Source organism: Nocardioides abyssi (assembly GCF_030412915.1).
GTDB lineage: Bacteria > Actinomycetota > Actinomycetes > Propionibacteriales > Nocardioidaceae > Nocardioides > Nocardioides abyssi.
This window is the reverse complement of sequence record NZ_JAUHJR010000013.1, coordinates 17,926-32,711: the sequence shown is the minus strand read 5'-3', so window position 1 is coordinate 32,711 and position 14,786 is coordinate 17,926. Positions and strand designations below refer to the sequence as shown.

At 72.5% G+C, this 14,786-nt stretch carries 13 protein-coding genes; 4 read left to right on the top strand and 9 right to left on the bottom strand.

What is annotated here, in order from left to right; all coding sequences use genetic code 11:
• Positions 1-648 precede the first annotated feature (648 nt).
• From QWY29_RS19120 to QWY29_RS19080, 9 genes are all read right to left on the bottom strand, one after another.
• Positions 649-843, bottom strand: coding sequence for a Flp family type IVb pilin (locus QWY29_RS19120; RefSeq protein WP_300962803.1), 195 nt, complete (start codon positions 841-843; stop codon positions 649-651).
• Positions 844-1,025: 182 nt separating this feature from the next.
• On the bottom strand, positions 1,026-1,679 hold the full coding sequence (locus QWY29_RS19115) for a response regulator transcription factor (RefSeq protein WP_300962802.1): 654 nt from the start codon (positions 1,677-1,679) through the stop codon (positions 1,026-1,028).
• Complete coding sequence (locus tag QWY29_RS19110; RefSeq protein WP_300962801.1) at positions 1,676-3,262, bottom strand: sensor histidine kinase; 1,587 nt, start codon at positions 3,260-3,262, stop codon at positions 1,676-1,678. The genes QWY29_RS19115 and QWY29_RS19110 overlap by 4 nt, the downstream gene beginning before the upstream one ends.
• Positions 3,259-4,185, bottom strand: a complete 927-nt coding sequence (locus QWY29_RS19105) for a type II secretion system F family protein (RefSeq protein WP_300962800.1) — start codon at positions 4,183-4,185, stop codon at positions 3,259-3,261. The genes QWY29_RS19110 and QWY29_RS19105 overlap by 4 nt, the downstream gene beginning before the upstream one ends.
• A gap of 1 nt (position 4,186) precedes the next feature.
• The gene (locus QWY29_RS19100; protein WP_300962805.1) at positions 4,187-6,091 is read right to left on the bottom strand and encodes a type II secretion system F family protein; all 1,905 of its coding nucleotides are present in this window, start codon (positions 6,089-6,091) and stop codon (positions 4,187-4,189) included.
• Entirely contained in the window at positions 6,091-7,584 is a 1,494-nt protein-coding gene (locus QWY29_RS19095) for a TadA family conjugal transfer-associated ATPase (RefSeq protein ID WP_300962799.1), read from the bottom strand. Before QWY29_RS19095 ends, QWY29_RS19100 begins: the two co-directional genes overlap by 1 nt.
• A 4-nt stretch (positions 7,585-7,588) precedes the next feature.
• Positions 7,589-8,785 (bottom strand): CpaE/TadZ family protein, encoded by a 1,197-nt coding sequence (locus QWY29_RS19090; RefSeq protein WP_300962798.1) that lies wholly within the window; start codon positions 8,783-8,785, stop codon positions 7,589-7,591.
• A gap of 4 nt (positions 8,786-8,789) precedes the next feature.
• Positions 8,790-9,530 (bottom strand): Flp pilus assembly protein CpaB, encoded by a 741-nt coding sequence (cpaB, locus tag QWY29_RS19085; RefSeq protein WP_300962797.1) that lies wholly within the window; start codon positions 9,528-9,530, stop codon positions 8,790-8,792.
• Positions 9,531-9,821: 291 nt separating this feature from the next.
• Entirely contained in the window at positions 9,822-11,612 is a 1,791-nt protein-coding gene (locus QWY29_RS19080) for an AMP-dependent synthetase/ligase (protein ID WP_300962796.1), read from the bottom strand.
• Positions 11,613-11,765: 153 nt separating this feature from the next.
• Between QWY29_RS19080 and QWY29_RS19075 the strand changes: the two genes are divergently transcribed.
• From QWY29_RS19075 to QWY29_RS19060, 4 genes are read left to right on the top strand one after another with little or no spacing between them, the layout of a single operon-like run.
• Positions 11,766-12,200: an SRPBCC family protein gene (locus QWY29_RS19075; protein WP_300962795.1), complete on the top strand. Its 435-nt coding sequence runs from the start codon at positions 11,766-11,768 to the stop codon at positions 12,198-12,200.
• An 8-nt stretch (positions 12,201-12,208) separates the two neighbouring features.
• Positions 12,209-13,417, top strand: coding sequence for an ArsA family ATPase (locus tag QWY29_RS19070; RefSeq protein ID WP_300962794.1), 1,209 nt, complete (start codon positions 12,209-12,211; stop codon positions 13,415-13,417).
• Positions 13,414-13,827, top strand: a complete 414-nt coding sequence (locus QWY29_RS19065; RefSeq protein WP_300962793.1) for a hypothetical protein — start codon at positions 13,414-13,416, stop codon at positions 13,825-13,827. The genes QWY29_RS19070 and QWY29_RS19065 overlap by 4 nt, the downstream gene beginning before the upstream one ends.
• A complete protein-coding gene (locus QWY29_RS19060) occupies positions 13,824-14,765 on the top strand; it encodes an ROK family glucokinase (protein ID WP_300962792.1) in 942 nt (313 codons plus the stop codon). The genes QWY29_RS19065 and QWY29_RS19060 overlap by 4 nt, the downstream gene beginning before the upstream one ends.
• Positions 14,766-14,786: the final 21 nt, after the last annotated feature.

Genomic DNA, 14,786 nt, shown 5'->3' with positions numbered 1-14,786 from the left:
GGACACGAGGGCCTCCGGTCAGTGAAGCGGTGAACTAGACAGCTCCACTTCACAACCGGAGGCCTTCGTCTGTCAGACAGGCTCACCGATGCCGGGCAGTACAACCTCCCTGAACATCACAGCTAGCCGGCGGGTCGTCCTGAGCGACACTGGTCCGCGTCCAGCGGGTCGATCAGGCGCCGTCCATCGTCACGCACCAGCCGGCACAGGCGAAGGACAACAACATGCGGTCGGAACGGCCCTTGGTTTGCGGAGTCACCGCCGTCGGCTTGCTTGCGTGGTTCCTCAGGCTGGGCGCCCGGCGCGAGCGGCCCGCGGTCGTCGAGGCGCTGATGTTTCAACGGTGCTGAACACTGTTGCGACGAGCAGCGTCCTTGCCAGAGTGCGGGCTCAGCAGTCAGGTCGAGACTCGTGCAACTGGGCATGCCTGGAAGTCACGTGTGATACCTGACCCGTTGGCCGTCGTGCAGGTTCCACTCGCCTCGGCGACCATGGCATTTCTTTCACCTCCCGTGTCACCCCACCACTGGTTCGCTAGCCGTTTGGACGTTCGCGGCCGCCTCGCGCTGGCGTCGGCGATCAGCTCGAGACAGGCGAAAGGCCGCCCAGCTGATCTGGACGGCCCCCGCTTCCACGAAGCGGTCCGTCTTACTTGACCTTCGAACCGATGTTGGAGTTGGTCTTGTCGAACGCACTGGTGACAGTGCCGCCGAGCAGGAAGACGGCCGCGACGATGACAGCCGCGATGCCGGCGACGAGCAGGCCGTACTCGACGGCGGAGGCGCCACGCTCCTCCATCTTGGCGAGGCGGGCGTTGACGACGATGCGCAGGTAGTCGAGCACGGTGGTTCTCCTTCAGAGAGCTGGTGACGGGGGTGGTTCTCCGGCGTGAGGCCGAAGAACCTCACGACAGAAATCCTCGCTGAAACCGCAGGTCAGCGAATCCCGTCCCCGTCTCGAGCTGCATAGTCCGAACGGACTACGACCGTCCGGCGGCCGTCATGGCCAGGTGGGTCAGCCCGCCCTCAGGAGTCGGACGGCTTGACGCTGGAGAGCAGACCGATGCGCATGGCGGTGACCAGGGCCTGGGCGCGGTTGGCGGCGCCGAGCTTCTGGTAGATCTTCGCGATGTGTGACTTGGCGGTCGATTCGCTGAGGTACAGCTTGTCGCCGATCTGGGCGGCGCCGAGGCCGTCGGCGAGCAGGAGGAGCACCTCGTGCTCGCGGTCGGAGAGCTTGGTGGACTCGCCCGACTGGCGGCGCATCATCGCGCCGACGAGGCCGGTGGCGATGAAGGAGCGCGGGGAGACCGCGGCGTGGCGGGCCGCCTTGACGACCTCGCTGGAGGGCGCGTCCTTGCCGACGAAGCCGGACGCGCCGGCCTGCATGGCGGCGAAGATCTGCTCGTCACCGGAGTGCATGGTCAGGATGATGAGCCCGGTCTCGTTGCTCTTCTTGCGCACGGCGCGGACGACGTCGAGGCCGGTGCCGTCCTGGAGCTGGAGGTCGGTGACGACGACGTCGGGGGATAGCTCGTCGTACTTCGCGACCGCCTCGGCGACCGTGGCCGCCACCCCGACGATGCTCATGTCGGCCTCGAGGTCCAGCACGCCGGACAGGCCGTCACGGATCAGCTGGTGGTCGTCGACGAGGAGCACGCGGATGTGTCGGTCGCTCATGCCTTCACCTTCTTGTCGTCGGGGGCCTCGACACCGGGGACCGGCGGCTCGAGGTCGGTACCCACCGCCACGGTGACCACCAGGCCACCGTCCGGTGCGGGGTCGATGCTGAGCCGGCCGCCGATGAGCGTCGCGCGCTCCTGCATGATCTCCAGCCCGTGGGAGTCCGAGCGCGCCTGCTGCATGCCGCGCCCGTCGTCGGAGACGGTGATGATCGCGCGGGGCGCGTGCACCCGGCAGTGCACGTCGATCACGGTGGCCTGCGCGTGCTTGATCGCGTTGTTCATCGCCTCCTGGGTGATGCGGAACAGCTCCGCCTCCACCTCCGGACGCAGCCGCGTGGTGTGCTCCTCGAGCGTGACCTGGATGGGTACGCCGGCGACCTCGCTCAGGTGGCGGGCGATGGAGCTGATCGCCGCGCCCAGGCTCTCGTTCTCCCCGACGCTCGTGCGCAGCGTGAGCACCGACTGCCGGACCTCGCCGACCACGTGGCTCACCCGGTCGCGCAGCAGCGCGATCCGGTCGGCCTGCTCCGGCGAGCCGGGCTGGGCGGCCAGCGCGTCGACGAGGTAGCCGAGGGAGGCGATCTCCTGGGCGACGCCGTCGTGCATCTCGCGCGCGAGCCGCCGCCGTTCCTCGGCGGTCGCGGCGTCGCGGAAGGACGAGAAGAGCAGCGCGGTGTCGAGGTGCACGGCACTGGGCGCGAGCCGTCGCTGCAGCCGACGGATGCGGCCGGTGAGGTCGAGCCGGCCGGGGTCGAGGCGGTCGGACAGCACGCCGGCTACGACGGCGGCGTCGTCGAGCGGGATCGCGAACGACTGGCCCTGCACCACGACCTCTCCGCGCGCCCACGCCTCGGCGGCGACGTCCTCGTGCTCGCCCGCGGCGCCCTCGAGGTTTTCCTCGACCAGCGGGGTGAGCGACTCGCCCCGCGGCACGTAGAGCACGAGCGAGGCGACCGGCAGCTCGTCGCGCACCGAGCTGACGATGGCGCCGCCGAGCGCGGTCGGGTCCAGCCCGGACTTGAGGCCGCCGGAGAGGTCGATCAGCTGCCGCAGCAGCGTCTGCGCGTAGTGGTACGGCGCCAACGGGTCGACCGATCGCACGATGGCGGAGTGCAGGAACGTCGCGATGAGGCCGAGGCCGAGGCCGGTGACGACCCAGGTGAAGATGCCGATCGACTGCTCCCGGTCGAGGCCGCCGAGGCCGTCGTACGCCAGCACGACCACGCCGAGCAGGGCGACCAGCTGCGCGGACATCGCGAGCGCCACCCCGACCGCGCCCCGGTAGAGGCCGGCGGTGAACGGCGGGACCGCGAGGGCGGCCAGCACGGGCAGCGTGTCGCCGACGGTGATGCCGCAGACCAGGCCCACGACGACGGCGTCGAAGGTCGTCGCGAACCCCGTAGAGACGCCCGGGCGGAACTCGGCGAGCTGGACGACGACCCACGTCGCGCCGATCGCGATCAGCGCCAGCGCCATGTCCTCGTCGCGCTGCGCGACGGCGGCGATGGAGAGGAAGAGCAGCACGAACCCGCGTGCGGCGAGGGTGAGTCGCGCGAACGGCAGGTCCGGGAGGGTCATCCCATGTTCTCCATGATGCCGATCACCGCGGGCCCCATGACCGCGATGAACAAGCACGGAAGGATGCAGAAGATGAGGGGCACAGTGATCTTGACAGGTACCTGCTGAGCCTTGTGCTCGGCGCGCTGACGACGCTTGACCCGCATCTCGCCCGACTGCACCCGCAGCACCTGCGAGATCGGGATGCCGAAGGAGTCGGCCTGGACCATCGCGCCGACGAACGCCTTCAGGTCCGCGACGTTCGTCCGGTCGCCGAGCGCACGCAGCGCGGAGGCCCGGCCCTGGCCGATCTGCATCTCGCGCAGCACCCGGGAGAACTCGTCGGCGAGCGGGCCCTCGGTGTTGCGTGCGACCTGCTGGACCGCCGCGTCGAAGCCCAGCCCCGACTCGACGCTGATCGTCATCAGGTCGATCGCGTCCGCCAGGTCGCGCTGCATCCGCTCGGTGCGCTCGTAGGTCTTCTGGTACAGGTACAGGTCCGGGACGAAGAACCCGACCACCAGGCCGCCGAGCAGCATCACGATCGCGACCGGGACCGACACGCCCAGGACCAGCGCCAGGGCACCGCCGACGAGCGTCAGCGACACCGCGCCGATCACCTTGCCGGAGACGACGCGGTCGACCGACCAGTCGCGCGGGTTGCCGGCGAAGTCGAGCTTCTTGCGGATCCGCTCGGCCGAGTCGGCGCCGGACAGCCGCCGGCCGATGCGCAGGGCGCGGGCCTGCAGCGGCTCGAGCACCCGCTCGCCGAAGGGGCGGTCGAGCTCGTCACGCAGCTGCTTGGGCGCGGACGTGATGGCTTGGATGGCTGCGAGCGAGCGGGCGACCCCGGTGGACTGACCGGCGTCGGGGGTCAGCGCGATGCCGACCAGGACGAGGGCGACGAGCACCAGCGCGACGCCGAGCACGAGGAGAAGCGTCACCTCACACCTCCACCTTGACGAGCTTGCTCATCCAGAACGCCCCCACGGACAGGATCACCGCGGCCCCCACGAGCATCAGGATGCCGAGCGGCTCGGTGAACATCACGATGACGTAGTCGCGCTGGGTGAGGAAGAGGTAGAGCATGAAGACCGGCGGCAGGCCGCCGAGCACGTACGCCGACAGCTTGCCCTCCGCCGCGAGCGCCGCGACCTGGCGGCGCAGGTACTCCCGCTCGCGCATGGTCGCGGCGACGGTGTCGAGCAGCTCGGCGAGGTTGCCGCCGACCTGGCGCTGGATCTTGATCGCCATGACGACCCACTCGAAGTCCTTGGACTCGAACCGCTCGGCGACCCCCTCCAGCGCGTCCTCGAGCGGTACGCCGAGTCGGGTCTCGACCAGGACCCGCTTGAACTCGGTGGCGACCGGGTCGGCCCCCTCCCGCACGATCGTGTCGACCGACTGCGCGAGGGAGAGACCCGCCGCGAGCGACCCGGACATCAGCTGGAGGGTGTCGGGCAGGAGAGAGTTGAACGCCTTGCGTCGTCGCGATCGTCGCACCCCGAGGTAGAGCCAGGGACCGAGCCCGCCGAGCACGAGGAACAGCAGGCCGATGACGATGTTGCCGCGGCCGAGCAGCAGCCCGACGAGCCCGGCGACGACGAAGACCGCAGCGTGGACGAGCAGCCACTCCGAGGACTTCAGCTCGCTGCCGGCGCCCTCGAGGCGGTGGGTGATCCGGGCGTCGAGGGACTTGTTGCGGCGCAGCACGGTGGCGGCGGCGTCCTTGGCCGACGCGAGCGCCTGGTCGGCGTCGACGCGCGAGCCGCCGGACGTGCCCGGGGTGGCGCCGTCGGTGTAGCGGGTCAGCCGCTGCTCGGCGGTCAACGGCGCCGGCCCGCGGGGCACGAGCAGCACGACGAGGGCGACCAGGCCGACGCCGAGCGTGCCGACGCCGGCGTACATCACCCACGACGGCGGCACCCAGCCCTCGTCGGCGACCACCGGCGGGGGAGCGGCGGGTGCGGCGGAGGCCTGGACCGTGGTGAAGGCCTGCGCGACCACCGGCTCGTCGCCGCTGCCTGTGCCCAGGGTGACCTCGACGGTCGCCTGGCTCGCGGTCACCCCTGAGGGGACCGGGGCGGTGACGAGCACCTGCCGGGCGAGCGCGTCGGCCTCCTGCGAGAAGGCTTCCTCGAGCGCGGTGCGGGTGGCCTCGACCAGCCGCCCGTCGCCGGCGGCGGCGAGCTCGCCGAGCGCGGCCAGCGCTGCGTCGCCCTGGTCGAGGGCGACGACGTCGAGGATGACGCCGGCCTCCTCGACCGTGGTGGTGACGTCCTCGAGCGGCGTGTCAGAGGTGTCGGCCCCGTCGGAGAGCACGAGCAGCGAGCGCTGACCCTCGTCCCCGGCCAGCTCGACCGCGGCGAGCACGCCGTCGTGCAGCATCGTCTCCTGGCTGAGCGTGAGCGCCCGGATGACGTCGCGGGCGGCGTCGCGGTCGGTGGTGGGCGCCAGGACCTCGTCGACGGTGCCGGCGAAGCTGACGATCCCGATCTCGACGTCCTTGGGGGCGGTGCGCACGAACGCGAGCGCGGCGGCCTTGGCCGACCCGAAGCGGTCGCCCCGCATGGAGTTGCTGGTGTCGATCGCCAGCACGGTGGTACGCCGCACGGCTGCGGCGGCCTCGGCGGGTGCGGCGGTCGCGGGGGTCTCGACGCCGTCGACGGTGACCGTGACCGACCCGAGGTCGACCTCGGCGTCCTCGGGCACCGCGACCAGGACCTGGAGGCCGTCGGCGGTCGGCTCGACGTGGGTGATCGACCCGTCGGCGCCGAGGGCGGCCGAGGGGACGAGGACGGCGAGCGCGGCGGCGAGGGCCGCGACGCGGGGGAGCAGGAGCCGTCGCATCACAGGCGGTCCGTGGCGAAGAGCATCGGGTCGACGGTGACGTTGGCGTAGGCCATCTTGTCGAGGAACTTCGGGCGCAGGCCGGTCGGGCGCAGCCGGCCGAGGGTGCGGCCCTGGGCGTCGAAGCCGGCGGAGGAGTCGAAGACGAAGATGTCCTGCAGCGTGATGACGTCGCCCTCCATCCGCTCGACCTCGGTGATGTGGGTGATCCGGCGGGTGCCGTCCTTGAAGCGGGTCTGGTGGACGATCAGGTCGACGGCGGAGGCGACCTGCTCGCGGATCGCCCGCACGGGCAGGTCCATGCCGGCCATCAGCACCATCGTCTCCATGCGCGAGAGCGTGTCGCGGGGGCCGTTGGAGTGCAGGGTGCAGATGGAGCCGTCGTGGCCGGTGTTCATCGCCTGCAGCATGTCGAGGGCGGAGGCGTCGCGGACCTCGCCGACGATGATCCGGTCCGGTCGCATGCGCAGGCTGTTGCGCACCAGGTCGCGGATGTGCACGGCGCCCTTGCCCTCGATGTTGGCCGGGCGCGACTCGAGCCGGACGACGTGGTCCTGCTTGAGCTGCAGCTCGGCGGCGTCCTCGATAGTGACGATGCGCTCGTCGGAGGGGATGAACGACGACAGCACGTTGAGCGTCGTGGTCTTCCCGGCGCCGGTGCTGCCCGAGACGATGATGTTGAGCCGCCCGCGCACGCACGCCTCGAGGAGGTCGCAGGTCTGCGGCGTCAGCGAGCCGAAGGACACCAGGTCGGTCGCGGTGAGCGGGTCGGTGGCGAACTTGCGGATGGTCAGCGCCGAGCCGTCGACCGCGAGCGGTGGCACGACGGCGTTGACGCGGCTGCCGTCGGGCAGGCGCGCGTCGACCATCGGGCTGGACTCGTCGACGCGCCGGCCGATGCGGGAGACGATCTTGTCGATGGTGCGCCGCAGGTGCGCCTCGTCGAGGAAGTGCGCGTCGGCGGGCTGGAGCCGCCCGTTCTTCTCCAGCCAGATCGAGGCGTGCCCGTTGACCATGACCTCGGAGACGTCCGGGTCGCGCAGGAACGGCTCGATCGGCCCGTAGCCGAGGATGTCGTCGCTGATCTCCTGGGTCACCCGGCTGCGGTCGCCGCTGCTGAGCGGGCGGTCCTGGGAGGAGAGCACGTCGGCGAGGACGGTGCGGACGCGCTGGTCGAGCTCGTCCTGGTCCATGTCGGCGTCGTACAGGTGGGGCCCGAGCTGCTGGAGCAGCTCGGCGTGCACGCTGCCCTTGAGCTCCTCGATGCGGTCGACCTGCGCCGCGCCGAGGGTACGCCGCGGCGCGGCGTCGGCCTTGCGCCTCGCGGCCGCGGCGGCGTTGGCCGCGGCGCCGGCGGCAGCGGCCCCGGCGGGCTGGGCGGCGGCCAGGTCGCCGGCCTCGGAGGAGGCGGCGTCCGGGCCGGCATCCGCGTCGGTGGCGGCGGGCGTGTCGGTGCGGCGGGCTGCGGCGAGTCGTTCGGACAGCGAGCTCATCTGGTCATCTCCGGATGCGGAACCGGCGGGCGGGCTTCTCGGTCGCGGCCTGCTCGACGCCTTCGTCGGGGTCGACGGCCGACCGGGGGGCCGCGACGGTCTCGCCCGCGAGGCGGGTCGCGAGGTCGCGGATGGCGGTGCTCGACTGGTGCGCGGGGTTCTCCAGCAGGATCGGCGTGCCGGCGTTGGTCGCGGCGGCGATGTCGATCGAGCTCTCCACCTGCGCGGCGACGCCCATGCCGAGGATGGCCTCGACCTTGTCGGGGCCGATGCCCACGGCGTCGTCGGCGCGGTTGAGCAGCAGGTGGCGGTGGCCGCGGGCGATGTCGAGCATCTCGAGGGTCTCGAGGGCGACCTTGACGTTCTTGAGCGTCGGGACGTCCAGGGTGGCGACGATGACGCACTCGTCGGTCTCGTCGAGCGCGGTCAGGGTCTGCTCGTCGAAGGCCGGCGCGGTGTCGATGACGATGTAGTCGAAGGTCTCGCGCAGCGTGCGCAGGACCCGGGTGACCAGCGCCGCGGTGACCCGCTCGCGCACGTCGGGGTGCGCGGGTGCGGCGAGCACCATCAGCGACTCCTGGTGTCGCGTCAGCAGCCCGTCGAGCATCGCGACGTCGAGGGTGTCCTCGGCGCCGACGGCCTGCTCGATGGAGTGGGTCGGGAAGAGCTGCATGGTGATCGCGACGTCGCCGAAGCCGAGGTCGAGATCGACCAGGCAGACCTTGCGGGCGCCCTGGTCGGTCAGCGCGAGTGCCAGGTTGACCGCCATCGTGGTCTTGCCGACGCCGCCCTTGGGGGAGAAGACGGTGACCACGCGACCGACGTGGGCGGCGCCCGAGGGGCCGCGCAGCGCGAGGTGGAGCTGGTAGGCCCGGTCGACCGCGGCCTCGAGGGCCACCAGGTCGTCGACCGCCACGACGTCGCGGGCGCCGGCCTTCATCGCGCTGGCGAGCGTGGTCGCGTCCAGCTCCTCGCGCACGAGCACGACGCTGAGGGTGGGCCGGGTGGTGCGGAGGGCCTCGCAGACCGCGACGGTCTCGGACAGCGCGAGGTGCGGGCCGAGCACGACGACGTACTCATCGGTGTGCTGGGTCAGCCAGGCGTGCATCCGGTCCACGGTCAGCACGCCCTGGGCACCGGTCGGCAGCCCGCCCAGCAGGGAGGTCAGGGCGGCGTTGTCGGGGTCGACGGCGACGGGCACGGCTCTACCTGAACAGGTTCTGGTTGGTCACGCCCGGGCCGGGGCGCACGGTGGTGCCCTCGCCGACGAGCGCGAAGGCCAGCTCGCCGTTGCCCTGGGCGAAGGTGACGCGCTCGGCGTCGGCCTGGCTCAGCGCGAGCGTGATCAGCGTGCGGGGCAGCTGCTCGACGACCTGCTGGCCGGTCTGGTCGGTGACGGTGGTGGAGACCGGCGTGGTCGAGCCGACCGCAAGCACCGTCGCTTTCGGCAGCAGCAGCCGGGTGAACGGCTGGCCGGTGCCCGGGTCGGAGCCGTTGAAGAAGACAGCGACCTGCGAGCCCGGATTGACGAAGCCGGCGACGCGGGCGGTGTCGGTGAGGTTCACCGTGGCGGTGACCTGGCCCTTCTGCAGCTGCAGGCCGGTGTCGGCGGAGACCTCGGCGGCGCCGCCGAACTTGGCCGGGATCAGCTGCTCACCGGGGTAGATCGGCACCAGCGCGAGCAGCCCGTCGAACGCCGTCGTGTCGGACTGCGCCCCCTCCAGGAGCTGGTCCGAGACGACCGGCTCGAGCGCGACCTTGCCCGCCGCCAGCGCGTCCTCGATCTTCTCGCCCTTGGCGATCGGCGCGGTCGCGCGCAGCACCTCGACGGTGGCGAACCGGTCCTCGGCCCGCTCGTCGGCTCCCCGCACGTAGAGGAACACCAGCACCGCACCCAGCGCAGCCACGAGCGCCGCAGCGATGAGGAGGATCCTTCGTCGATCCATCGACAGAACCTTTCCCGTCCTGTGAGGAACGTCGGGAGCCCCCTCCGACGGTCCAGCGTTGTCCCATGCGGACGCCGGCCGCTCCCTCCCGAGCCGCTGGCGCCGATCGACGATGCTAGGCGTCCCGATCATCGTGCGCGGGGGAATCACGCAACCTTTGCCGCGTCACCCGTCCGGGTGTGGCGCACGGGCGGCAGGTCCACCGTGGTGGCGGCGCGCCGGTAGCCCGGTCGGGCCAGGAGCCACGACCGTTCGTAGGTCTGCCGGACCCGGGCCGACCCCCGCCGGGCCTCAGCCGTAGAGCGCGTCCACCTCGGCGCGGAGCTCCCGCATGACGACGTTCCGCTTGAGCTTCAGGCTCGGCGTCAGCTGGCCGCCCTCCTCGGTCCACTCCGCGTCGAGGATGCGGAACTTGCGGATCGACTCGGCCTTGGAGACCGCCTTGTTGGCGTCCTCGACGGCTGACTCGATCTCGGCGCGGAGGTCGGGGTCGTCGATGAGGCGGTAGAGGTCGGTGGGCTTGCCGTGGGCCTGCGCCCAGGCCGGCAGCGACTCCCGGTCGAGGGTGACCAGCGCGGCGATGAACGGCTGGCCGTCGCCGACGACGATGCACTGGTCGACCAGGGCGTGGGCGCGCAGGCGATCCTCGAGCACGGCCGGGGCGACGTTCTTGCCGCCGGCGGTCACGATGATCTCCTTCTTGCGCCCGGTGATCCGCACGAAGCCCTCGTCGTCGACCTCGCCGACGTCGCCGGTGTGGAACCACCCGTCGGCCTCGAGGGCCTCGCGGCTGGCCTCCTCGTTCTCCCAGTAGCCGGCGAAGACCTGGCCGCCGCGGAAGAGCAGCTCGCCGTCGTCGGCGACGCGGACGGCGGTGCCCGGCAGCGGGCGGCCGACCGAGCCGACCTTCTGGGCGTCGGGGAGGTTGACCGTCAGCGCGGCCGTCGTCTCGGTGAGGCCGTAGCCCTCGAGCACGGTCAGGCCGATGCCGCGGTAGAAGTGGCCGAGCCGCTCGCCCAGCGGCGCCCCGCCGGACACGGCGAACTGGCAGCTGCCGCCCAGCGCGTCGAGGAGCTTGCCGTAGACCAGCTTGGAGAAGAGCGCGTGCTGGGCGCGCACGGCCAGCGAGGGGCGGCCCTTGTCGAGCCCGCGGGACCAGGCGATGGCCACGTCGGCGGCGCGGTCGAAGATCTTGCCGCGGCCCTCGGCGGTCGCCTTCTGCGAGGCGGTGTTGAACACCTTCTCGAAGACGCGCGGGACGGCGAGGATGAAGGTCGGGCGGAAGGCCTGCAGGTCCGGCAGCAGGTTCTTGATGTCGGGGGAGTGGCCCAGCCGGGTGCGCGACTTGATGCAGCCGATCTGGATGATCCGCGCGAAGACGTGGGCCAGCGGCAGGAAGAGCAGCGTCGAGGCACCCTCGGACTCGAAGAGCCGGTCGAGCTCGTCGACGGCGACGCCGAGCTCGAACATGAAGTTGCCGTGCGTGATCATGCAGCCCTTGGGCCGCCCGGTGGTGCCGGAGGTGTAGATCAGCGTCGCGAGGTCGAGCGGCGTGGCCGTCGTACGACGGGCCTCGAGGTCGGCGTCGTCGACGTCGGCGCCGAGGCGGCCGAGCACGTCGACGGCGTTGTCGGTCAGCGACCAGACGTGGTTGAGCGCGTCGAGGCCCGCGCGGACCTCGCTCACCCGTGCGACGTGGTTGGCGGTCTCGGCGACCACGGCGCGGGCCCCGCTGTCGCGCAGGATCCACTCGATCTGCTCGGCGGAGGAGGTCTCGTAGACCGGCACCGTCACCGCGCCGGCGAACCAGATCGCGTAGTCGAGCAGCGTCCACTCGTAGCGGGTCTTGGAGATCAGCGCGACCCGGTCACCGGTCTCGATGCCGGCGGCCACCAGGCCCTTGGCGACGGCGCTGACCTCGGCGAGGAACTCCGCCGCGGTGACGTCGGACCAGCCGCCGTCCGCGGTGGGTCGGCTGAACACGACGGCGTCGGGCGCCTCCTCGGCGTTCCTCACCACGTCGTCGGTCAGGTTGCCCGTCCCCGGGACCTCGATCGTCAGGGGCGTGGAGAACTCCCGCACGCTTGCTCCTCCGGACACGTCGCTTCGGACGCCCGGTCGGACGCCGCGTCGCAGGCTACCGCCGCCCGAGGAGAGGCCTCCCATCCGGTACGCTGCCGCATCGGCCCGCCCGTCGGGCCAGCCCACCCACCGTGTCCCCCGGGGAGCCCCGCCATGGCCGAACAGACCACGTCGTCGATCACCGTCGACGCCGCCCCGGCCGACGTCATGGCAGTGATCGCCGACTTCGCGGCGTACCCCGCCTGGGCCAAGGGCGTGCAGACCGCCGACGTCGTCTCGACCGGTGCCGACGGCCGTGCCGAGCGGGTGTTCTTCGTGCTCGACGTCTCGCCGATCAAGGACGAGTACACCCTCGAGTACACCTGGGACGGCGACCGCCAGGTCACCTGGACCCTCGTCGAGGGCAAGATGCTGCGTGCGCTCGACGGCGCCTACGTGCTGCGCGACCTGGGCGGCTCGACCGAGGTGACCTACCGGCTGGCCCTCGACGTCTCGATCCCGCTCATCGGCATGCTCAAGCGCAAGGGCGAGAAGATCCTGATCGACACGGCGCTGAAGGGCCTGAAGAAGCGCGTCGAGTCGCGCTGACGCGGCGGATGCGCATCCTCCTCCTGACCGGCAAGGGCGGCGTCGGCAAGTCCACGGTCGCGTCCGGCACGGCCGCGCTCGCGGCCGCCGCGGGCCACCGCACCCTCCTGCTCTCCACCGACGCGGCCCACTCGCTCGGCGACGCCTTCGGCGTCGAGGTCGGCCCGGAGCCGACCGAGGTCGCCGACGACCTCTTCGTCCAGCAGGTCGACGCGCAGCTGCGGTTCCAGCAGTCGTGGGCCGAGGTGCAGGGCTACCTCCTCTCCGTCCTCGACAGCGCCGGCGTCGACCGGCTCGCGGCCGAGGAGCTGACCGTCCTGCCCGGCGCTGAGGAGGTGCTGGCGCTCCTCGAGCTGCGCCTGCAGGTGCTCTCCGGTGCCTGGGACGTGGTCGTGGTCGACTGCGCGCCGACTGCGGAGACCCTGCGCCTGCTCGCGCTGCCCGAGGCGCTGGGGTGGTACATGCAGCGCGTCCTCCCCGTCCAGGCCCGCGTGGTCAAGGCGCTGAAGCCGGTGCTCTCGCGGGCCGCCGGCGTCCCGATGCCGGGCGGCTCGGTCTTCGAGGCGGTCGAGCGGCTGCACGCCGAGCTCGACGAGGTCCGCGCGCTGCTCCAGGGGCCCGACGCGACCGTCCGCCTCGTGCTCACCCCCGAGAACGTCGTGGTCGCCGAGGCCCGCCGCAGCTGGACCACCCTCTCGCTATACGGCTACCGCGTCGACGGGGTCGTCGCCAACCGGGTCTTCCCCGACGACGGCGCCGACGACTGGCGCGCGGGCTGGGTCGAGGCCCAGCGCCGCGTGCTCGCCGAGGTCGAGGCGTCGTTCGTCGGGCTGCCGGTGTGGCGCTCGGGCTACCGCGCGGCCGAGCCGGTCGGGGTCGAGGCGCTGCGCGAGCTCGCCACCGACGTGTACGCCGCCGACGACCCGCTCGCGGTCCGGGCCGGTGAGGGGCCGTTCCGCGTCGTGCGCACCGGTGACGCGACGGTGCTGCGGCTGCGGCTCCCGCTGGCGACCCGCGCCGACGTCGACCTGGTCCGCAAGCACGACGAGCTGGTCGTGACCGTCGGCTCCTACCGCCGCGTGGTCACCCTGCCCGCGGGCCTGGCGCGCCTCGAGGTCGCCGGCGCCCGGGTCGACGGCGGCGAGCTGCAGGTCCGCTTCCGCCAGCCGGCAGCGGGCCGGGCCGGCTCGGGCCAGCCCGAGGGGGAGAGCGCATGAGCGACCAGCACGAGGACCCGGACGTCGGCAGCGTCGCCGAGGAGGCCGCCAAGTTGTTCGGCGCGCTGGGCGACTGGGCCCAGGACCAGGGCGCCGGGGTGGGCGGCTTCGCGGGCTTCGCCGCGCAGGCGGCCGCGGCCGCCCGCGGCGCGGAGGAGCACCTGGCGACCGGTGCCCCCGAGTGCACGTGGTGCCCGGTGTGCCGCGCGGTGCATGCCGTGCGCCGGACCAGCCCCGAGGTGCGCGCGCACCTGGCCGCGGCGGCGTCCTCGCTGCTGCAGGCCGCCGCGGAGGCCATGGCGACCGCGGTGCCCGACGACCGGCGGCCCCCGGAGGGCGCCGCCGGGGTGGAACGGATCGACCTGGACCCCGACGACGGGGTCGACGACTGGCCGGAGGACGAGGGATGACGCTCACGTGTGGCGTGGACGTCGGCGGGACGAAGATCGCCGGCGGCGTGGTGGACACCGAGGGCACGGTCCTCGAGGAGCTGCGGGTGGAGTCGCCGGCGACCGACGCCGAGGCGATCGAGGACGCGATCGCGGGGCTGGTCGCCGAGCTGCGCACCCGCCACGAGATCACGGCGGTCGGCGTCGGGGCGGCGGGCTACGTGGACAAGGCCCGCGCGGTGGTGATGTTCGCGCCCAACATCGCCTGGCGCGACGTACCGCTCAAGGCCGAGCTGGAGGCGCGCGTCCAGCTGCCGGTCGTGGTCGAGAACGACGCCAACGCCGCCGCCTGGGGCGAGTTCGCCTTCGGCGCCGGCCACGACGTCGACGACCTGCTGCTGGTCACCGTCGGCACCGGCATCGGCGGCGGCATCGTGCTCGACGGGCTGCTGCACCGCGGCGCGTTCGGCGCGGGCGCCGAGATCGGCCACATGCGCGTGGTGCCCGACGGCATCCGCTGCGGCTGCGGCAACCGCGGGTGCTTCGAGCAGTACGCCAGCGGGTCGGCGCTCGTGCGCGACGCGCGGGCCGAGGCGGTCACCGCCAACCCCGCGGCCCGCGGCCTGCTCGAGCGGGCCGGCGGTGACCCGGCCGGCATCACCGGTCCGCTCATCACCGAGGCGGCGCGGGCGGGCGACCCGTTCGCGGTCGGCCAGCTCGCCGAGCTCGGCCGCTGGCTGGGCGAGGGCATCGCCTCGCTCACCGCGGTGCTCGACCCCGCTGTCGTCGTCATCGGCGGCGGGGTGAGCGAGGCCGGTGAGCTGCTGCTCGGCCCGATCCGTACCGCCTTCGTCGCCGAGCTCCCCGCCCGCGGGCACCGCCCGACGCTGGAGATCCGGCGCGCCACCCTGGGCAACCGCGCCGGCCTCATCGGCGCCGCCGACCTCGCGCGCCGGTGAGCCGGCCGAGACGGCCGCGGC

Excerpts from the sequence above, each read along its gene's own strand:
- QWY29_RS19115 (WP_300962802.1), bottom strand. The coding sequence starts at position 1,679 with ATGAGCGACCGACACATCCGCGTGCTCCTCGTCGACGACCACCAGCTG.
- QWY29_RS19110 (WP_300962801.1), bottom strand. The coding sequence starts at position 3,262 with ATGACCCTCCCGGACCTGCCGTTCGCGCGACTCACCCTCGCCGCACGC.
- QWY29_RS19100 (WP_300962805.1), bottom strand. The coding sequence starts at position 6,091 with ATGCGACGGCTCCTGCTCCCCCGCGTCGCGGCCCTCGCCGCCGCGCTC.
- QWY29_RS19095 (WP_300962799.1), bottom strand. The coding sequence starts at position 7,584 with ATGAGCTCGCTGTCCGAACGACTCGCCGCAGCCCGCCGCACCGACACG.
- cpaB (WP_300962797.1), bottom strand. The coding sequence starts at position 9,530 with ATGGATCGACGAAGGATCCTCCTCATCGCTGCGGCGCTCGTGGCTGCG.
- QWY29_RS19075 (WP_300962795.1), top strand. The coding sequence starts at position 11,766 with ATGGCCGAACAGACCACGTCGTCGATCACCGTCGACGCCGCCCCGGCC.
- QWY29_RS19070 (WP_300962794.1), top strand. The coding sequence starts at position 12,209 with ATGCGCATCCTCCTCCTGACCGGCAAGGGCGGCGTCGGCAAGTCCACG.
- QWY29_RS19065 (WP_300962793.1), top strand. The coding sequence starts at position 13,414 with ATGAGCGACCAGCACGAGGACCCGGACGTCGGCAGCGTCGCCGAGGAG.
- QWY29_RS19060 (WP_300962792.1), top strand. The coding sequence starts at position 13,824 with ATGACGCTCACGTGTGGCGTGGACGTCGGCGGGACGAAGATCGCCGGC.